We start from the raw sequence: 19,284 nt of genomic DNA, 5'->3' as shown, positions 1-19,284 counted from the left end.
ATTTGTTCGCTTCCTCAAGGCTTGACCAATATTGACGCGCCGCTTCAAGCAAATGGTAAGTGCCCATCACATTGGTCTCAATAAAAGCAGCAGGACCATCAATAGAGCGATCGACATGCGACTCAGCCGCTAAATGCATCACCATATCGGGTTGATGTTCTGAAAACACGCGGTCTAGTTCAGTTCGGTCACAGATATCCACTTGCTCGAAGTAATAACGGTCACTGTCCGCGACATCCACCAACGACTCCAAGTTTCCTGCGTAGGTGAGCTTGTCTAAATTCACGACGCTATCTTGGGTGTCACGAATAATGTGTCGAACGACAGCTGAGCCAATGAAGCCTGCTCCACCGGTTACTAATATTTTCATTATGAATTCTCGTTTTCGATGTTAATTGGTCTTCAAAGCATAATTATTAGAATTTCGTTGCCACGAAAACCTAATTAATACGATTAAAATACTGATAATCCCACCTACTAACGTTCCTAAAACACAGATTAAGGCCCTCCTAGGTTCGAATTTTTTTTCCGGAACGACAGCAGGGTCAATAACCTTAAATACAAACTCATCTTGCACCTCGGCCAACATTAAACTTTTTGTTTGCTCTTCAATCAGCTTGTAAAAAGTAGTTTGCATATCCGTCACTGCAGTTTTATTCAGCTGAGACTGTAAATAGCTTAAATTCTTTGTGACTTCAGCTATCTTTCTTTCCCTCATCACCAAATTAATATCAGCAATAAGCCAGTCAGCCCATTGCTTGGCTAAATATGGTGAATAGTGCTTAACAGAAAGATTATACATTCCTGAATCAGCATCTTCTGAAATACTCAATACTTCGGTTATAAAATACTTATAGATCTCTTGTGCCGTCGGCTCTTTACTCACTAGCCCTTTAGGTACCCTAAGCCAACTTTTAGATGACATATCGTATACACTGTCATCAATAACCAAAGTGTTAGAACCTAGATCCCAACCTTTTGTCGCCATCAAAGGGACAATGAGATCATGTTTTTTAACGAATGAATCTACAAACTTTCTTGACTTTAAAACCTGTATTGCAAGCTCTGTTTGGCTACTTTCATTTGCACCTAGATTTACTCCAGCAAGTGCAGCTAATCCACCAAGTTGACCAGCCATTTTAGATAAACTCCCACCATCAGAGGACTCTGAAGAGGTAAGTAACGCATCAGCTCTGTAGATGTTTGGTAAATTGAGCGAAAACAAAACGGCTCCAGCCGCAAATAGTGCCGTCACAATAACGACGATCCATTTATCACGCCAAAAAGCACTAATTATATCTCTAATATCAAACCGTTCGCTTTCAAATTGAACACAAGAGTGAGGAGCCAAATTTGAGTGTCTATCTATATCCATAAGCTTGCTCTATCTGAACACAAAAGTGCTGAATTCAGTCTAATTTTAATTTCCAATCTTAATAACACCTGTCTAAAAAATAGGGCTGTCACCAGCCCCTCTGATTTAAATTACTTAAGGGCGTTAATCGCTACACCGGTTTGATATAGGATCTGTGTCGCAGCTGTCCAGGTACTTAGTGCATCTCTATAGTCAGTGTCAATTGGTACAACGATAGTATCGCCAGCTTTTAACCCTTCTTTATTGTTTCCGAACCAATAACCTGATGAAGGCTTGTAAACAGAACCATCCGCACGCACTACAAAAATGCGATCTTCGTCCGCTTGCTTTTTAGCACCACCCGCTTTGTTCAGATAATCATCGACGTCAAGTTTGTTATCTAACAAGTAGGTAATTGGAACCTGAACTTCACCCATGATTGATACTGTGTTTCGGAAAGTCGGAACAAAGAGGAAGTCACCGTCCTCGAGCATAAAGTCTGCTGAACGCTCGCCTTTTAAAATACGGTTTAACTGTACCACCATACGGCCAAGTGCTTTGCTGCGACTTGCTTCTTCAACAAACTTCAGTGTTTTATCTGGGTCTGAGATCACTGAGCCCATATTACTGTCTGCACGGAATGTTTTCTTCGCAGTCTCTGCTCGCATATCTGCTGCGTATTGGTTTAAAAGCTTTTGCTCTTGAAGACGTAACGCTTCACGAGTAAAGATAGCACCTTGTGGGTGTGCAAATTCAGTTAAACCACCAGCACGTTCAAGTAATTCACTCAAGGTTTCACCTTGGCGCACGGTATAGGTTCCAGGGAAGCGAACTTCACCTTGTAAAGTGACTGTGCTTTGTAGCTTCACATTTGGCTTTTCGAGGATGTTCAAACGATCTCGGCCTACGATAATTGCATCGTCTGAAGCACTGCCTTGTATTGCTTTACGTAAATCAATGCGTTCAACATCAATATACGCACGCTCATCCGCACTATTAATCGCTGTTCGTGCTAGTTCTGCATTAATTGTGAATGCGTTGTAAGTCAAACCACCGGCTGCTTCAATTAGCGTTGATACCGTCATTCTTGGAGTAATCGGGTAACGACCAGGGTGCTTCACTTCACCAAATACTTCAGCAATTTGAGGGGCTAGCCCTAAACGAGACTGTTGCTGAAGTTGTAACAACACTGGTGCAAGTAAAGTGCGACGAGTATTTAGCTTCAGATTTTCAAAGTCTTCTTCTGTAATCTCTTTCCCACGGAAAATAATTTTAGCTGGTTTCGCCAGCTTAGATGTGTTCTGGTTAACGACCATGCCGTCTGCTGAATGCGAAACCGCAACAGAAGAACTCATGAGTTTTTGTTCTTTCTGTTGGTCAAGCTCTGCTTGTTGCTGCGCTTGCTCTAACGTCTTCGCTTTTGAAACAGACTCTTGTGTTGCTAAAGTATCCAAGTCTTCGTTATTGAAACGGTTGAAAACTAATATACGATCACGTGATTGTAGCTGGATGTTGTCTTGACTACTTGGCGATAAAATTGCCTTTGCTAAGCTAAACTGGAACACTTCAATATCACGCTGTGGATTCACTTCTCTCACCACAACGGCATAGTTAACATCAGCAGTAGAATTAAAAGCAGAGTCAACAGATTTGAAAAGATCGGCAACACGAAGGCCATTGCGCCATTCCACATAGCCAGGATGACGAACATCTCCCCCTATCTGCACGTAACGAGTAAGCTCTTCGCTTTTTTTCAAGATCTTGATGACGTCGCCATTTTTAACTTTACTCTGTCGAGCTTGCGTTTTATTAAAATCAAGCGTCAAAGCCTCCCGAGTACCATGCGTAGCGTAGCGTTTTATCTCCAATTGCTCGGCATAAGCATTAGCAGTAAAACCACCAGCCATCTGAATAAGTTGCTGATAGGTGTCACCTGGCTTGACTTCATAAATTGCCGGACGGTTGATCTCACCTTCTACAGAAACTGTATCTTTAACCGCGCCTATGAAAACGACATCATCCGGTAGTAAGCGTACATCATTACTTGTATCACCTTTAAGTAACAGGTCATACATATCCAACTTACGAATGATTTTACCATCACGCTTTAGCTGAATATCTCGCAGCGCTCCACTTTCACCAAAGCCGCCACTGTAATAGATAGCTTGTGAAATTGTCGTCAATGCGCTAACCGTGTAGGCTCCTGGTTTATATGCATCACCCATGACAAACACTTGCATGGTACGCAATTCACCCAATGAGATATCACTGCGCACACCAATCATTTGTTCTTTTACTCGTTGAGTCAGAGAGTCACGTACATCGGAAAAGTGCATGCCAGCAACATTTACTGGCCCAAGTGAGGGAAAGTTGATTGTGCCCGCGCGATTTACGCGTAGACGATGCGTCTCATTATCTTTACCAAATAACTGCACAATAATTTCATCGCCTGCACCCACGGTGTAATTTGCTGGCACAGGAACATCACTGATCGGAGCAAAAGTACTTGGAGAACCAGAAAAAAGATCTAAACCAAAGCGTTTAAGCTCTTTCTGTTCGCCTTTTTTGAGCCATTCTTCTTCTACGTTGGAAGAGATAGTTCCACTAGATTCAGATCTAGGCTTGATGACTTGCGGATTTTCGTAAGGAGATTTGTTTGAGGACGAACTAGAGGGAATTGAGAAACCATATTTACTCGCCAGTGCCTGCTGTTGGTCAGCGGGTAAGTTTTGAAACATTTTTATTTGTTCTGGAGTGGGTGTTTGTGCCATTGAATAAGACGCAAACGTACTTGCCAATATAAAAGCGGCAATAGAGATATATCCTTTAAACATGGTATGTCACTATAATAATTGAATAAAAGACCCTAGCCCCAAGTTTGAGCTCTAGGTATTTAAATTAGAAACGGTGCTGAAAACCAAGTGTAATCGAGTTAAGGCGAACTTGGTCTTCAGAGACGTTATCAACGAACTCAAATATCACCGCGCTTTGGTTGTTTAAAGCGTAGTGCATACCTAACCCAAAACTAAATCCTTGTTCTTTGTGAGATCCTACATTTTGTAGATCAAGCTGAACGCTTGAATATCCAGCTAAACCATAAAGTGCAACTCGCTCTGAAACAGGCATATTCAACTTAACAAAGCCGCTCAAAACGCTATCAACGGCAAGACCATTGTCACGTTGAACTGATGTCCCATAGCGCCCTTCTAAGCCAATATAGTCATTAAAAAAATAACCAGCTTGCGCACTAAGAAGGAAAGGGCTTCCCTCTTTCACGGACTCAGAAGACGAGCTTTTCAATTCTGCATTTGAGTAGCTCACTAACGCACCAGCATAAAAATCGGCTGACGCTGAAGAAGAACTCAGGCTCAAACCCAGTGCACTAAGTATTCCCAAACAATGCTGCTTTTTTATCACGTAAAAGTTCCTAGTACTGGTAACAATATGATGGGCTGCCAAAGCAAAGTTAAGCGTGCTATGCAGGCCATTAAATACTGAAGAATTGGCACGCTACCGCCCCGAGGCGTTGAGCGTGAGCCACTGTATCGCTTTCTATATGGTGTAAGTAAAAACGACCTATTGACTCCAAACCTCTAGCTCTGAATGAAATAGGCCGACAAATTATGCACTCTTGATAGTTTATCAGCAAGCAAGGGAGCAAGATAACCGCACAATGTCACGCTGGTGTTAGAAATGAGATCGTAAGCCATGGCAAAATAAGAAACTATTTACATGCTAAGGCTTTTTTATCTAAAATATAATTTGGAGCATTTTTTATGCTACCAAACATCGATGTTTTTATACCGGATACACAAGGATTAATAATGAAGAATACAGCTCTAGCTATTCTTATGGCTCTAAGCGCATCAACTGCATTTGCAGCAGAGGAAGCAGGCTCAACAGGCGCAGCTTCTGCGTCAGCAACTGGCACAACAGCTGTAGCAGTAGGTGCAGCAGCAGCAGTGACTGTAGTAGCAGTTGCAGCGTCAGATAGCGACTCAACATCTACTTCAACATCTACTTCTACTTCTACTTCTAACTAATTTCGTTTTATAGAACAGAAGCCAATCGCCCTGATTAAGTCAGGGCGATTTTATTTGTAAGAGGGATCAATGAATATCTTCCGAATACCTAAATGGATACGCCAACTCCTCATTCTTCCATTACTCCTTGTACTCTTTGGCTGTACACAGAAATTCAACGATGTTTCAGCAACCGTCCAAGAAGCTTACGGTAACTACATCGATGTAGAGATGACACCAGAAGAAATCAATGCCGTTCCTTATGCCAGTGCCTATTTGAAACTTGGAAATCAAAAACAAGTGTTTGTTGTTTTAGCTTTTGCGGAACGAAACCGACTCAACGGTAAAAAACAACTAAAATGGGTAAGCGCCGATAAAGCCATGATCGTTACAGAGAATGGGCATATCGTCAAAACGATTGGTCTACAGAGTGGGGACTTAGCAGGTGTTTACGGTGACGTTCCAGATTTTTCTTTAGACTCAACATCTGTCAACTACGCACTCTCATACGATTGGGCAACACAATACCGTTATGGTTTTCCTGCAAATATAACGCGTTCTTACTCAGGCCAAGAAACGTTAACAACACCTATTTCTAGCACTATGACCAACGTATATAAAGAAGTTGTTGAGTTTAGCAGCCTTTCTCAATCGGTCGAAAACTACTATTGGGTCAATGAACAGGGTCAGGTCGTTAAAACCTTACAACACTTAGGGCCAAATATGATCCCGGTTGAGTTAACCATTTTGAAGGGATATAGCAAATCATGAGCAAGCAACTACTCACATTATTCGGTTTGGTCATGCCGCTTTTGAGCATGCCTAGCTTCGCTCAAACAGAAACCTCTGCTATGCAACCATTAAATGTTGAATTGCTAGAAGCAGGCAAACGGCTACAATTTCAAGGGCCGGCTCGTTTAGAAAGTGTGTTAGCACTTGCTAAGGAGCAAAGCGTATCTCTGCAATACTCTCTTGGTACCACTTTGTTTGATAAATCGGAACGCGCCGAAAAAAACTCTACCGCTTTAAAGAACTCAGTACTCAATCAAATGATTCAACATAATTTGGTTGCACATCCATTCTACAAATTCATTCAGAAGCAAAGCTTTGCACCACGCTTACTGTCCGCGATCGATGTTGATAAAATTCGACTAAATAAATTCGACAATCCACTGTTGCGCGGCAATTTCCTGCTCGCAAGCCCTCTGCGCGAAGAAAAAGTGTATTTCTTGGGAAACCTAAATAGCGTGTATTCTATTAAAGAGCAAGCAGGCATCCCTTTGCAGAAACAAATAGAGAATTTGAAAAGTAACATTGGTGCATTATCAACACCACCAGTGTTGATCTACCCAGATGGTCACGTAGTTAAGCCACATCACGGAGCTTGGTTAACAACACAATATTACTTACCGCCTCTGACATTGGTATATATTCCGTTTGATGATCTTGAATACTCCGAAATGGACCAAGATATTGTCCGCCTACTCAATCAATTGATACCAAACTCCACAAAGAGACCACAATGATGCCAATTAGAAAAAGCTTAACCCTTTCTTTAATGGGCCCAGCATTGGTTTGGGCTCAAGACATGCCCTTTGAGGCTCCCTCGTTACAGCCTTCTCAATCTGATTTTGGTGGTGTTGGCTTAATGCAGATGCCAACCGGACGTATGGCTCCTGAAGGGGAATTCAACTTTTCTGTAACCGGTAGTGATGAGTACCTTTTTTACAATGTGACTCTGCAACTCATGCCGTGGTTAGAAACAACCATCCGGTACACACGAGTTCACGATCTGCCTTATTCGTCATCCTTCCCCGATGTTGACAATGAATATACAGACAAGGGGATAGATTTTAAATTTAGATTATGGGAAGAATCTGAATACATGCCAGAAATTGCCCTAGGAGTGAGAGACTTTGCTGGTACTGGCCTTTTTGATGCTGAGTTTATTGCAGCGACAAAACGATATTCTAATTCGAAATTAGGTACTTTTGATTTTACTTTGGGTATGGGCTGGGGCTACCTAGGAACTAGAGATACGGTCACAAATCCTTTTTGTAAAGCATCAGACAAATTCTGTGATAGACCTTCCGAATTTCTATCTACAGGAGGAACAACTAACTTCGATAGAGCCTTTAAAGGCCCTGCTGCCCTTTTTGGTGGTATTGAATATCAAACTCTTCATAAACCTCTTCGCTTCAAGCTTGAATATGACGGTAACGATTACAGCACAGACTACCCTGTCGTTCAGGCCGGTGTAGACATGACTCCCCACACACCATGGAACTTTGGTGTCCTCTACCGTCTAGGCATGGTCGATTTTCGTTTAAGTTATGAACGCGGTGACACGTTGGTCGCGGGCTTAACGCTAAACACTAATTTCAATGACATGCCATCATTCTGGCGAGACACACCAACACCAGAAATTGAAGATAACCAGCCTGAAGAACTTTCTGATGTTGACTGGGCTCGTGTAACAGAAAATTTAGACAAAATTGCAGGTTACCAAAACACGCGAATTTATGTTGATGACAATACAGTAACTGTCGTTGGTGAGCAGAAGAAATATCGTGACCGTACAGAGGCGCACGAAAAAGCGGCAGCTGTACTCCATAATGAGATGCCTGACGATATTGATACCTATGCGATCAATGAACGCAGCCGAGGCTTAGTCGGCGAACAAACGATTATTTCCAAAGAAAAATATCGCGACTTTGCTCAAGTTAATTACATCAATCCGAAAATAGAAGATGCAACTTCAAGAACCTCTGCTAAGCCAACGGGAGAATCTGTCTATGATGGTTTTGAACGTTTTGATTGGGGCTTTGCACCTAAACTTGTTCAAACTCTCGGTAACGCCGAAGATTTCTATCTGTTTAGTATCGGGCTAAGTGGTAACGCATCTTACTGGTTAACCGATAATCTAGAGATTGGTGGTTCCTTATATTGGGATTGGTACAACAATTACGATAAGTTTAACTATGTAACTCCACCTGATGGCACTACTGTTCCTCGCGTTCGTACCATGTTCCGCGCTTACCAAAATGAACATGCTGTAACCATGTCAAACCTACAATTAACTTGGTTCCAAGAGTATTCCCATACGATGGATCAGCAATTCTACGCGGGTTATCTGGAGAGCATGTTTGCTGGAATTGGTACCGAGTTTCTTTACCGACCACAAGGTTCTAACTGGGCGATTGGCGCTGACGTCAACTTAATTTCTCAACGTGATCCACAAAGTTACTTCGGTGTTTACGATGAGAAATGGCAAAACGTGCCAGAATATGGACGTCCGTTCCAAGTTATTGATAAAGGCTTCACTGGTTTTGTATCTGGTTACTACTACCCTCAATGGGATTTCCTACAAGATTTGATGATCCAAGTCGATGTTGGTCAGTTCCTAGCTGGCGATGTTGGTACACAAATCAACGTTTCTAAGCAGTTCAAGAGCGGTGTGATTGCTGGTGCCTTTGCTTCATTCACAGATTTATCAGCAGAAGAGTTTGGCGAAGGTAGTTTCACTAAGGGCTTCTACCTGTCAATTCCATTCGACATTATGACGGTGAAACCTAGTAATAATCGCGCAAACTTTAGCTGGCAGCCTCTCACTCGTGACGGTGGTCAGAAGCTTGGTCGTAAGTACAACTTAATTGAACTCACCGATGAGCGAAACCCTTGGTATCAAAGACCAAATACCTCTCCGGTAAAATAAGTTAGTCTAATTAACCAAACAAAAAAAGGAAGCTTAGGCTTCCTTTTTTGTATTTGCTCATATGACAATCCCTCTCCTCTAGCACCTAAAGGCCTAACTCTGCTAAACTTCCTGAGAAAATTTTAATCTATGGTGGAAGTTCTATGATCATCGTAACTGGTGGCGCTGGCATGATCGGCAGCAACATTGTTAAAGCACTAAACGAAGCTGGTATTAACGATATCTTGGTTGTCGACAACCTAAAAAATGGCAAAAAGTTTAAGAACTTAGTTGATCTGGACATCACAGATTACATGGATCGTGACGACTTTCTGACCCAAATTATGGCGGGCGATGATTTTGGTCCGATTGAGGCAATTTTCCACGAAGGCGCTTGCTCTGCAACGACAGAGTGGGATGGTAAATACATGATGCTAAACAATTACGAGTACTCTAAAGAGCTGCTTCATTACTGTTTAGATCGTGAAGTTCCATTCCTATACGCCTCTTCCGCAGCCACTTACGGCGATACAGATACTTTCGTTGAAGAACGCGAATACGAAGGCGCACTGAATGTATACGGTTACTCGAAACAGCAGTTTGATAACTATGTTCGTCGGCTATGGCAAGACGCTGAAGAACATGGTGAGACCCTTTCTCAAATCACCGGCTTCCGTTACTTCAACGTATATGGCCCACGTGAAGATCACAAAGGCAGCATGGCATCTGTTGCGTTCCATCTGAACAACCAACTAAACGCAGGTGAAAATCCAAAACTGTTTGCAGGTAGCGAGTCTTTTAAGCGTGATTTCGTTTACGTTGGTGATGTATGTAAAGTAAACCTGTGGTTCCTTGAAAATGGTGTTTCTGGCATCTTCAACTGTGGTACTGGTCGTGCAGAATCTTTTGAAGAAGTAGCAAAAGCGGTCATTGCCCATCATGGAAAAGGCGAGATTGAAACTATTCCTTTCCCTGAGCATCTAAAAGGCGCTTACCAAGAATTCACACAAGCCGATCTGACCAAACTGCGCGACGCAGGCTGTGATGTTGAGTTCAAGACGGTTGCAGAAGGCGTTGCCGAATACTTAACTATCCAAAACCGTTAAGCACCACAAGGTGGCAGAACCATAACCTGCCACCTTTACTCAAGTGCAATAGCCTGTATCATTCCTAACTATCTTTTTCTCATTTAAACCACTTCGCCAGTACACGAATAGGTAACTAGACACGCCATGACCATTAAACGTGATGACTTCGACCCTAAAGCATATAACCCTGAGTTTAAGCGCCACTTTCTGTCGCCTAAGTACTGGGGCACGTGGTTAGGTGTTATCTTATTTTTACCTTTATCATTAATGCCACTGGGTTTACAAAAGTGGTTGGCGAAAACCATAGCTAAAAAACTGTCTAAATCCCACAAAGGTCCAGCTCACCGAGCGAGGGTTAACTTTGAGCTGTGTTTTCCGGAAAAGTCGTTCCAAGAACGTGAAGCTTTGATAGAAAAAACACTCTACACAGCAGCCATGTTCTTTTTTCGCTTCGGGTTACTAAGTTTACGCTCACCAAAATGGCTTCAGAACCGTTGCCAAATTCGCGGCCTAGACATTTTACGACAGCACATTGATAACAACGAAAATGTGATTTTAATGGTTCCCCACTCTTGGGCAATTGATGTGCCTGCTATCTTGCTCGCTTCAATGGGAATGCCGGTGTCTGCAATGGCGAAGAAACAAAAGAATGATGTTGCTGACTGGCTGATGCACAAGCAAAGAGTTCAATACGGTGGTCGTGTATACGAACGCTCAGGTGGCATTAAGCCTTTCCTGAAATCCATTCGAGATGGCTATGTAGGGTATTATCTACCCGATCAAGATCACGGCCCAGAGCATAGTGTGTTTGTCGATTTTTTTGCTACACGTAAAGCAACGCTACCTGGTTTAGGCAAAATTGCGAAACTATCACGCTCAAAAGTACTACCTCTATTTGCGTCGATGAACACTGAAGATGGTACGTTTGATATTGAGATTTTACCGGCGTTTGAGCTGGATAAAGGCGAAGAGCAAGACGCTCGTACCTGTAATGAAGCCATTGAATATTTTGTCGGTGATAAACCCGAACAATATATGTGGGTACTGCAGTTGCTACACTCTCAAGAAGACGGTAATAACTATTACAATTTGTTTAAACCAAGATATAACAGCGACTGGAAAGTGCAGTGAAAGTATTTGTCGTAAGCTTGACTCGATCGCTAGATCGCCGAGAACGTATTGAAGAAAAGTTAAAACAACAAGACATTACGTTTGAATTTTTTGATGCCGTAGATGGCTCTGTTGACAGTTTTCTTCATTCAGAAAAAAGTCGTCCAACCATTACTCTACGCCGCAAAGGGTATCAATTAAAAACCAGTGAAGTCGCCTGCTTTGCAAGCCATTACGAGTTGTGGGTTCGCTGTATTGAGCTTGATGAACCGATCGTCATCTTAGAAGACAACGTCGACCCCGTAGAAGGGCTGAAGCAAGTGCTCGAACATACCCTTCCACTGACTTCTAATTATGACTACATCAAGTTGTCTGCCACTCAGAAGTGTGCATTCACCCCAATTGTACCTATTGATGATAATCATATGCTAGGGGGCTACTCTGCTGGCACTTGTGGTACCACCGCTTATATCGTCACACCTAAATCAGCCTCAAAGTTTGTTATGCATGCTCAAGAGTTTATTGAACCAGTCGATGACTACATGGAAAAACCATGGAGACATGGTGTTCAAGTTTACAGCGTGTCTCCAGATCTTTTTACTAGAGCTGAGATTGCTTCGACGATTGGTGGTAAAAGAAAAGATAAATCCAAAATGACTCTTGCGAATAAAATATACGCTGAACTTTTTAGAACTTATGAGTCAATTTTGAAATTCCTATACTGGAAAAACAAAGCATGAAGATTTTAGTCATTGGCCCTGCGTGGGTCGGCGATATGGTAATGTCGCAATCGTTATATATCGTATTAAAGCAACGTCATCCAGATAGCCAAATTGACGTTATCGCTCCAGGATGGTGTAAACCGATTCTTGAGCGTATGCCAGAAATCCACCAAGCGATTGAAATGCCTATCGGTCATGGTGAATTTAACTTATTAGGTCGCAGGGAAATTGGTAAATCATTACGTGAAAAGCAATATGACCACGCCTATATCTTGCCTAAATCAGCAAAATCAGCACTGATCTCATGGTTTGCCAACATTCCTCTTCGTACTGGCTGGAAGGGAGAAATGCGCTATGGTTTATTGAATGACTTACGCCCTAACATGAAGTCTTTTCAGTACATGGTAGAGCGCTATGTAGCGTTAGCTTATCCAAAAGCAGAAATGGTGGACTCTAACTCTCTTGGCGGGCTTGAAACCTTGCCTCGCCCACGCCTTGCAATCAACGTGGCTGAGCAACAAGCCACGATCAAAAAGTTCAACTTAACGCAAGGCCAATCAATTATTGGACTGTGCCCAGGAGCAGAATTTGGTCCTGCCAAGAAATGGCCCGAAACACACTACGCTGAAGTTGCGACGCAAATGGCTCGCTCTGGGTATCAAATCTGGTTGTTTGGTTCTCAAAAAGACTTAGAGACTTGTAACAATATCCGCGCACTGGTCCCGACGCAATTCCATGAGAACATTCATGTTCTAGCAGGCCAAACCAGCTTAATTGAAGCGGTCGATCTACTAGCTGCATGCAAGACTGTTGTCGCGAATGATTCCGGCTTAATGCATGTGGCGGCTGCGGTTGGTTGTAATGTTGTTGCCGTGTATGGCTCAACTTCACCGAAGTACACCCCCCCACTCGCAGAAAAAGTGGAGATTGTTCATACCAATATTGATTGTCGCCCTTGTTTCCAGCGTGAATGCCAATACAAACACCTTAAGTGCTTGACAGAACTTTCGCCTAAACAAGTGCTAGATAGTATCCAAAAACTTGACGCCATTACGATAAGCTCATGTTAGTTCGTATTGTTTATACCTTACTACTCGCCCTAGCGTCACCGCTGCTTTTATTTGGTTTGTACAAGAGCAAACCAAATAAGCCTAAGTTCGGCTCTCGCTGGAGAGAGCACTTTGGCATAACTCCCAAGCTAAAAAGCAACGACAAACCTATTTGGATACATGCTGTATCTGTTGGCGAAAGCATAGCAGCAACACCTTTAATTAAAGCACTTAAAGAACAAAACCCCGAACAGTCTATTCTAGTTACCACAACAACGAGTACGGGAGCTGAACAGATTGCTAAGTTGGGTAATTTAGTTGAACACCGCTATATGCCAATTGACTTTGGGTTCGCTATCAAAGGTTTTCTTAAAGCAGTACAACCAAAAAAAATGTTGATCATTGAGACTGAACTGTGGCCAAACACGCTTCACAATGTTCACAAAGCGGGTATCCCTATAACTGTCGTGAATGCGCGCCTCTCTGAAAAATCGTGTCATAACTACGCAAAAATACAGCGGCTTTTTAACCAGCTTCACCCATGCCTAACTCAAGTACTCTGCCAAACAGATTCAGATGCAGAGCGCTTCGAACGCTTAGGCGTCAATAAAGAGAAGCTATCTGTCACAGGCTCGATTAAATTTGATATTCAAATCTCAGATCACGTGAAGCAACAAGGCGAAGCACTTCGAGCGCAACTTGGGAAAGATCGCCCAGTATGGATTGCAGCGAGCACCCACAAAGGCGAAGACGAGCTGGTATTAGATGCACATAGACAAGTTTTAAAATCTCATCCAAATGCTTTACTTGTTTTGGTTCCTCGCCATCCAGAACGATTTGGTGATGTATTCACGCTTTGCCAACATCAAGGCTTTAACACTGTACGTCGTACTTCAACGCATGCAGTAGAGACTAATACTCAAGTATATCTAGGCGATACAATGGGTGAGATGCTAACTTTGATGGGCGCAGCGGACATCTGCTTTATGGGGGGAAGCCTAGTTGGAAATAAGGTCGGTGGACATAATGTGCTAGAGCCTGCTATGTTAGAAAAAGTCATCATTACTGGCCCCAGCTATTTCAACTTTAAGGAGATTGTTGAAAACTTACTAGCTGTGGATGGTATCTTAATTGTGCCAGACTCAACGACCCTTGCCCTAAGGACTACAGAGATCATTTCTCAACAAGATAAATATTTACTCCGAGCTTTGCATGCTAATAAATGGGCCTCATCCAATCAAGGCGCTCTAAACCGAACAATGAGCTTACTCCCCAAAAGTGATAAGTAATAACTTAATAATTAGTTTGATAAATACCTCACTTTTACTATTAAGCTTGTATGTTTTACTGTACTAAGCACATTACCTGTTTAACTTAAAAAGAATATCCATTATGCAAAAAATTTTAGACTGTACTCTTCGCGATGGTGGCTACTATAACCACTGGGACTTTTCACCAGAAGTCGTTGACGCTTACCTCACTGCAGTTGCAAAAGCTAAAATTGATTATGTTGAATTAGGGCTTCGTAATTATCCTAAGTCTGTTTACAGTGGTCCATTTGCTTATACGACTGAAGAGTTTCTAAACACGTTACACCTACCGAAAGGTCCGACATATGGCGTAATGGTTGACGCAAAAACGTTGCTAGATGCGAATAAACCTGTTGAAGCAGCCATCAACGATCTTTTTGTACCAGCACAAGAAAGTAAAGTTGATCTCGTTCGTATCGCGGCACATTTCAATGAAGCAGAGCAGTGTGAAAGCATGATTAAAGCTTTCAAAGAAATGGGGTATATCGTTGGTTTAAATCTGATGCAAGCGGGCGGAAAACCATCCGAGGTTATAGCGGAAAAAGTACAGACGGTAGCAAAAGCAAACCCTGACGTCATCTATTTTGCTGACTCTCTCGGTAATATGGATAGTGCAGAAGTCACTCGCATTGCCGAAATTGTAAAGCAAAACTGGGATGGCGACATTGGCATCCACACCCATAACAACATGGGTCAAGCAATGTCTAATACGATGACAGCTCGTTCGAATGGTGTTACATGGTTGGATGTAACCGTTACCGGAATGGGACGAGGCGCTGGGAATGCCCAGACCGAAAACCTGCTCGCCGAACTTGATGGACTAGATAAATACTTGCCAACAGCAATATATGAACTAGTTATTCGCCATTTTGAGCCAATGCAAAGAAGATACGGTTGGGGTTCAAGCCTTCTATATTACTTGGGAGCCAAAAACGATATTCACCCAACTTATATTCAAAATATGCTTTCTAATCCTAATTACGGAACAGAAGAAATTGTTGGCGCTATCGAGCATTTAAAAAAACTAGAAGGTACGACAAGCTATAATGGTGATGTCTTAGAAGAAGCGCTTACTGTAGGGAAAATAAGCCAACCAACTGAAAGCCAATCAGATCTATCAGGGATCTTTTCAGGAAAAGAAATTTTACTGGTCACTAATACGCCCAATGCTGCAACACATAGAGTCGCGATCGAGACATACATTAAGACTCGAAAGCCTATCGTAATTGGCATCAATACAAAGCATGAGATTAACACTGAGCTTTTCGATTACTTTGCTGTATCTCATAACTCTAAATACTTGTCAGAAAGCAGCCATTACTCAGAAGTAGCCAAACCCGTATTTTTGCCAAAGAACCGCTTTGACGAAGACGAGCTAAGTAAATTTAGTAATATTTCTATGATTGATTACAGTAGCACCATAGAGAAGGATACTCTCACCGCCCATAAAAACTACTGTACACTACCGTATGACAATACCGCTGCATATGCGTTATGTATCGCTTTTATAGGTCAAGCGCAGAAGATATCTCTCGTTGGTTTTGATGGTTATGATGTGACTGACCGACGCCAAATGGAAATGAATGAGATCTTTAGCATGGTTAGTCAGCAGTTTGGAAGTACATCAATTCAAGCGTTAACCCCAACCACTTATCCAGTAAAAGCAGGGTCTATTTATGCACCCGCTATTTAATGGCTATGATACTGTTATTTTTGACTGCGATGGCGTGATCCTAGACTCAAATAACCTCAAAATTGATGCCATGCGTAATGCTTTACGCATGGCCCAAGTATCAGAGCTCGAAATAGACAATTGTTGCAATTACTTTAAAGCTAATTTTGGCAAATCGCGTTTTCATCATGTGAGTTACTTTGTTGAACATTTCATCCTAAATACAGATGAAGCATTGTACGAACGTATACTAAGCTTCTACTCAAAGCAGTGTGAAGAGCTATACATGGAAGCTCAACTAACGCCTAATTTTATTGCAGCAATTACAGATTGCCCAGCCAAACTCTATGTAGCGAGTGGATCTGCTCAAGACGAATTACGAGAAGTATTTGTTAAAAGAAAGCTGGCACAATATTTTACGTTAATTCTAGGATCACCTACCGCGAAAGCAGATAACGTTGCAACCATCCTAAAGGAGTCTTCAGGCGCGGCTCTAATGATCGGTGACGCATTATCAGACTTTCACGCAGCCAAAGAGAATAATATTGATTTTCTTGGCTATCTTCCTTATTCAAATGTAAAAGAAGAGCTTGAAAGCTTATCAAAAAGTGAAGGTTTCGATATTCTAAGGAGTTGGTAAGCATGAGTTTCCATGTCTTTTTACCATGCCGAAAAGGCAGTGAACGTATCCCAAACAAAAATACCAAAGACTTTGCTGGTATAAAAGGTGGGTTGCTAAAAATCAAACTGGATCAGTTAATCAATATAACTGACCTAGATTCGATAGTCGTATCTTCAAATGATGACGATGTTCTAGAGTTTGCTTCAACATATAAAGATTCTCGCATACGAATAGATGAACGCCCGGAGCACTTAGGATCAAGTTCAACAAGCACTGATGAGCTTATTAGATATGTTCCTTCGATTATTACGACAGGTCACGTACTTTGGACTCATGTAACCTCACCATTCTTAGGCGAGTCAGGTTATAGCGCTATTATCAAACAGTATAATCAAGCACTCATGGAAGGTTATGATTCATTAATGACGGTCAAAGAGCTACGCGGTTTTATTTGGAATAAAGATAGGCCAATTAGCTACGATCGTAATATAGAAAAATGGCCTAGAACTCAGACGATTGAACCTCTGTATGAAATCGATAGCTCAGTCTTTTTAAATAGCATAGAAAACTACAAAAAACTAAATGACCGAATTGGATTAAAGCCTTCGATGTATATACAGGATGCAGAGAGCTCAATTGATATAGATTGGCCAGAAGACTTTACTTTCGCAGAGTCCGTTTGGTTACAGAAAAATAGATAAATAATCATAGGTAAGTGGGCATTACCATTGTAGCGTCTACTTACCTGTAATTTCACTGCCGAGGGTAAGCATCGATCATAGAAAAATTAGACCTATTTACGACTTTTACCCCTTTTAGCTCTGCCCATTTATTCAGCAGTTGATGTGCATAAAACGTCAGAAAAGTTAATCGCATCAAGTCCGTCATGTTAAAAGGTTTGATCTTTTGAGGATTTTCTAGAAGTGGCAACTTCTCTTCTTTTCCATAGAAATGCTTGTAGACCATATAAAGCTGGTTATTTTCTTGATCGACATGGACATCATTATGGAAGCTCATATCTGCCCCAAATATTTCCACTGAATCATATTCACATAAAATTGCCACATACACAGCAAAGATAAGAACATTTACGGCTGGAGGTGCAACAATACCTGAAGATAATGCTATTGGCCCATATTTAATATTGGTTACATTACTAGGAATTGCTCGAAGCACTTTTACAGCTATGTTGCTGTTTTTGATATTTCCCTGAATGAACGCTATGTCAGCAAAGTCAGGAATAATCAATTGCATTTTCCAAGACACAAGTTCGTTTAGATCTTTAAACAATTTATCTCTTTTTTCCACCAACGAACTATGAGTGGCTTCATCCCAGAAATAGCTATCAATCAAAATATATTTATTGGGTTTCAAAGTCGTAAAGTGCTCAGACTCCGAAAAGTGATTCACAGCAATCACATCAGTATCTTTACTGATATTATTAATATCTGATTTTAAGGATGGTCCATTACCTAAAACAGTACATTTCTCATATGTACGATAAAAGTCTTTAGGTGAGTCAGTACTTTTATCACTTCGTTTTTTGAATGAGCGGAAAGTTGAAGCAAAATGCCTCTTCATACTTATCGATTGCTTTATATTTTTAATTGTACTCATTTTAACCTACGCAAAACTTTTAAAACCGTTCGATAATCCAATGTTTTAACAAGATAACAAATCGCTTCGATGTACAAAGCAAAATTTGATTGTGGAAGTGATGACATAAACTCAGCAGTACGCATCCGTTTTTTAATCGCACTCACAGCTTCATTGGCATTTTTACTCTGCGCATCTCGTAAGTTCATTTTAAGATCTTGCAGCTCACGCTGAGCATTGATCACTGTGTTGTTATATTTTTCTTCGCGTGTTTCTTTTGCGAACGTTGATATGCCACCTAGCCGATATTGAATCCACTTTTTGTGTTCATGATGAATACCATTTAACAAAAAGGCTCGGAGAACATTGATCCGGTCTTCATTGATGATGTCTATGTTGTAGGGCTCAAACTCATTCAATACATCAGAGGTAAAAGCAGCACAACAGCCATCTACTGCACACTTTCGATTAATAATATTTTCGAGTGTGTAAGGTTTTTTATTTTGCTTGATCGATTCAAATGGCTCAATGACATCACCTTGCTCAGAGATTTTGTCGTAACTACCAATAATTAAGCTTGGTTTACCATTTTTCAACCAAGTTTCATAAGTTTCCTCAATTCGGTTCGGCATCGCTATATCATCGCCCGCTTGTACAATAATAAGCTTATTTTGGTACTGCCCCCGTAAGGAGTTGATTTGGCTAACTAAACCAATATTTTGCTTATTGTGGCGATATTCGATATTTAATCCTTTAGGCGCAAATTCTAAAAGCGATAGAATCTTTTCATGGCTATCATCTGGAGAGCAATCGTCCAATACTAACAGCTGGCTCGGCCATGCTGTTTGCTCCAATGCCGCCGGAAGCGTTTTATCGAGATAACTTGATTGTTTATAGCAAAAGAAGACGTAGACAACATCTTCCAATACTCGAACCTGATCTTGCATAACTCTTAGGCCTCAAAAGAGTTCACTGCATCAACCACAACATTTCTCTCTTGCTCACTCAAGTAGGGCGACATCGGTAATGACAGCACCTCATTTTG

18 protein-coding genes are annotated in these 19,284 nt (G+C 41.6%); 12 read left to right on the top strand and 6 right to left on the bottom strand.

Translation table 11 applies throughout. From position 1 onward, the window contains the following. From BIW15_RS23235 to BIW15_RS23220, 4 genes are all read right to left on the bottom strand, one after another. Positions 1-370, bottom strand: a 370-nt coding sequence (locus BIW15_RS23235; protein WP_143694973.1) for a GDP-mannose 4,6-dehydratase, incomplete at its 3' end; no start/stop codon positions are given. Between the two features lie 21 nt (positions 371-391). Beyond that, complete coding sequence (locus tag BIW15_RS23230) at positions 392-1,375, bottom strand: Wzz/FepE/Etk N-terminal domain-containing protein (protein WP_052767811.1); 984 nt, start codon at positions 1,373-1,375, stop codon at positions 392-394. Between the two features lie 110 nt (positions 1,376-1,485). Further along, on the bottom strand, positions 1,486-4,188 hold the full coding sequence (locus BIW15_RS23225) for an SLBB domain-containing protein (RefSeq protein ID WP_065768311.1): 2,703 nt from the start codon (positions 4,186-4,188) through the stop codon (positions 1,486-1,488). Positions 4,189-4,252: 64 nt separating this feature from the next. Then, complete coding sequence (locus tag BIW15_RS23220) at positions 4,253-4,771, bottom strand: outer membrane beta-barrel protein (RefSeq protein ID WP_023583798.1); 519 nt, start codon at positions 4,769-4,771, stop codon at positions 4,253-4,255. A gap of 407 nt (positions 4,772-5,178) precedes the next feature. Here BIW15_RS23220 and BIW15_RS23215 point away from each other — a divergent pair, with 407 nt between their 5' ends. The 12 genes from BIW15_RS23215 (at position 5,179) to BIW15_RS23160 (ending at position 17,344) form a co-directional block, all read left to right on the top strand. Further along, the gene (locus BIW15_RS23215) at positions 5,179-5,397 is read left to right on the top strand and encodes a hypothetical protein (RefSeq protein WP_025501520.1); all 219 of its coding nucleotides are present in this window, start codon (positions 5,179-5,181) and stop codon (positions 5,395-5,397) included. 69 nt (positions 5,398-5,466) lie between these two features. Further along, entirely contained in the window at positions 5,467-6,147 is a 681-nt protein-coding gene (locus BIW15_RS23210; protein ID WP_025579396.1) for a YjbF family lipoprotein, read from the top strand. Beyond that, entirely contained in the window at positions 6,144-6,902 is a 759-nt protein-coding gene (locus BIW15_RS23205) for a capsule biosynthesis GfcC family protein (RefSeq protein ID WP_077281687.1), read from the top strand. Before BIW15_RS23210 ends, BIW15_RS23205 begins: the two co-directional genes overlap by 4 nt. Continuing rightward, a complete protein-coding gene (locus BIW15_RS23200; protein ID WP_025579397.1) occupies positions 6,899-9,091 on the top strand; it encodes a YjbH domain-containing protein in 2,193 nt (730 codons plus the stop codon). The genes BIW15_RS23205 and BIW15_RS23200 overlap by 4 nt, the downstream gene beginning before the upstream one ends. Before the next feature lie 143 nt (positions 9,092-9,234). Then, positions 9,235-10,176, top strand: coding sequence for an ADP-glyceromanno-heptose 6-epimerase (gene rfaD / locus BIW15_RS23195; RefSeq protein WP_077281686.1), 942 nt, complete (start codon positions 9,235-9,237; stop codon positions 10,174-10,176). Between the two features lie 126 nt (positions 10,177-10,302). Continuing rightward, on the top strand, positions 10,303-11,289 hold the full coding sequence (lpxM, locus tag BIW15_RS23190; protein ID WP_017634970.1) for a lauroyl-Kdo(2)-lipid IV(A) myristoyltransferase: 987 nt from the start codon (positions 10,303-10,305) through the stop codon (positions 11,287-11,289). Then, positions 11,286-12,008, top strand: coding sequence for a glycosyltransferase family 25 protein (locus BIW15_RS23185; RefSeq protein WP_023624160.1), 723 nt, complete (start codon positions 11,286-11,288; stop codon positions 12,006-12,008). The genes lpxM and BIW15_RS23185 overlap by 4 nt, the downstream gene beginning before the upstream one ends. After that, positions 12,005-13,060: a lipopolysaccharide heptosyltransferase II gene (gene waaF, locus BIW15_RS23180; protein WP_077281685.1), complete on the top strand. Its 1,056-nt coding sequence runs from the start codon at positions 12,005-12,007 to the stop codon at positions 13,058-13,060. Before BIW15_RS23185 ends, waaF begins: the two co-directional genes overlap by 4 nt. Further along, positions 13,054-14,328, top strand: coding sequence for a lipid IV(A) 3-deoxy-D-manno-octulosonic acid transferase (waaA, locus tag BIW15_RS23175; protein ID WP_021486836.1), 1,275 nt, complete (start codon positions 13,054-13,056; stop codon positions 14,326-14,328). Before waaF ends, waaA begins: the two co-directional genes overlap by 7 nt. 103 nt (positions 14,329-14,431) lie before the next feature. Continuing rightward, complete coding sequence (locus BIW15_RS23170; protein ID WP_025520712.1) at positions 14,432-16,042, top strand: aldolase catalytic domain-containing protein; 1,611 nt, start codon at positions 14,432-14,434, stop codon at positions 16,040-16,042. Next, positions 16,026-16,661: an HAD family hydrolase gene (locus BIW15_RS23165; protein ID WP_031812386.1), complete on the top strand. Its 636-nt coding sequence runs from the start codon at positions 16,026-16,028 to the stop codon at positions 16,659-16,661. The genes BIW15_RS23170 and BIW15_RS23165 overlap by 17 nt, the downstream gene beginning before the upstream one ends. A gap of 2 nt (positions 16,662-16,663) precedes the next feature. Then, complete coding sequence (locus tag BIW15_RS23160) at positions 16,664-17,344, top strand: cytidylyltransferase domain-containing protein (RefSeq protein ID WP_025501535.1); 681 nt, start codon at positions 16,664-16,666, stop codon at positions 17,342-17,344. A gap of 52 nt (positions 17,345-17,396) precedes the next feature. Here BIW15_RS23160 and BIW15_RS23155 read toward each other — a convergent pair whose 3' ends face one another. Together BIW15_RS23155 and BIW15_RS23150 are read right to left on the bottom strand one after the other, a co-directional pair. Further along, complete coding sequence (locus BIW15_RS23155; RefSeq protein ID WP_031856956.1) at positions 17,397-18,260, bottom strand: hypothetical protein; 864 nt, start codon at positions 18,258-18,260, stop codon at positions 17,397-17,399. Next, positions 18,257-19,186, bottom strand: a complete 930-nt coding sequence (locus tag BIW15_RS23150) for a glycosyltransferase family 2 protein (RefSeq protein WP_077281684.1) — start codon at positions 19,184-19,186, stop codon at positions 18,257-18,259. Before BIW15_RS23150 ends, BIW15_RS23155 begins: the two co-directional genes overlap by 4 nt. Positions 19,187-19,284 lie beyond the last annotated feature (98 nt).

Origin of the sequence: Vibrio sp. SALL6, from assembly GCF_002002385.1 — a bacterium.
Classification (GTDB): domain Bacteria; phylum Pseudomonadota; class Gammaproteobacteria; order Enterobacterales; family Vibrionaceae; genus Vibrio; species Vibrio parahaemolyticus.
Note: the sequence above shows the minus strand (reverse complement) of the source record. Positions and strands in the feature narration are given on the sequence as shown.

What these genes read in the sequence shown, in the direction of transcription:
- BIW15_RS23155 (WP_031856956.1), bottom strand. Translation starts at nt 18,260, where the DNA reads ATGAGTACAATTAAAAATATAAAGCAATCGATAAGTATGAAGAGGCAT.
- BIW15_RS23215 (WP_025501520.1), top strand. Translation starts at nt 5,179, where the DNA reads ATGAAGAATACAGCTCTAGCTATTCTTATGGCTCTAAGCGCATCAACT.
- BIW15_RS23225 (WP_065768311.1), bottom strand. Translation starts at nt 4,188, where the DNA reads ATGTTTAAAGGATATATCTCTATTGCCGCTTTTATATTGGCAAGTACG.
- lpxM (WP_017634970.1), top strand. Translation starts at nt 10,303, where the DNA reads ATGACCATTAAACGTGATGACTTCGACCCTAAAGCATATAACCCTGAG.
- BIW15_RS23165 (WP_031812386.1), top strand. Translation starts at nt 16,026, where the DNA reads ATGCACCCGCTATTTAATGGCTATGATACTGTTATTTTTGACTGCGAT.
- BIW15_RS23205 (WP_077281687.1), top strand. Translation starts at nt 6,144, where the DNA reads ATGAGCAAGCAACTACTCACATTATTCGGTTTGGTCATGCCGCTTTTG.
- waaF (WP_077281685.1), top strand. Translation starts at nt 12,005, where the DNA reads ATGAAGATTTTAGTCATTGGCCCTGCGTGGGTCGGCGATATGGTAATG.
- BIW15_RS23160 (WP_025501535.1), top strand. Translation starts at nt 16,664, where the DNA reads ATGAGTTTCCATGTCTTTTTACCATGCCGAAAAGGCAGTGAACGTATC.
- BIW15_RS23230 (WP_052767811.1), bottom strand. Translation starts at nt 1,375, where the DNA reads ATGGATATAGATAGACACTCAAATTTGGCTCCTCACTCTTGTGTTCAA.
- BIW15_RS23210 (WP_025579396.1), top strand. Translation starts at nt 5,467, where the DNA reads ATGAATATCTTCCGAATACCTAAATGGATACGCCAACTCCTCATTCTT.
- BIW15_RS23150 (WP_077281684.1), bottom strand. Translation starts at nt 19,186, where the DNA reads ATGCAAGATCAGGTTCGAGTATTGGAAGATGTTGTCTACGTCTTCTTT.
- waaA (WP_021486836.1), top strand. Translation starts at nt 13,054, where the DNA reads ATGTTAGTTCGTATTGTTTATACCTTACTACTCGCCCTAGCGTCACCG.
- BIW15_RS23200 (WP_025579397.1), top strand. Translation starts at nt 6,899, where the DNA reads ATGATGCCAATTAGAAAAAGCTTAACCCTTTCTTTAATGGGCCCAGCA.
- BIW15_RS23170 (WP_025520712.1), top strand. Translation starts at nt 14,432, where the DNA reads ATGCAAAAAATTTTAGACTGTACTCTTCGCGATGGTGGCTACTATAAC.
- rfaD (WP_077281686.1), top strand. Translation starts at nt 9,235, where the DNA reads ATGATCATCGTAACTGGTGGCGCTGGCATGATCGGCAGCAACATTGTT.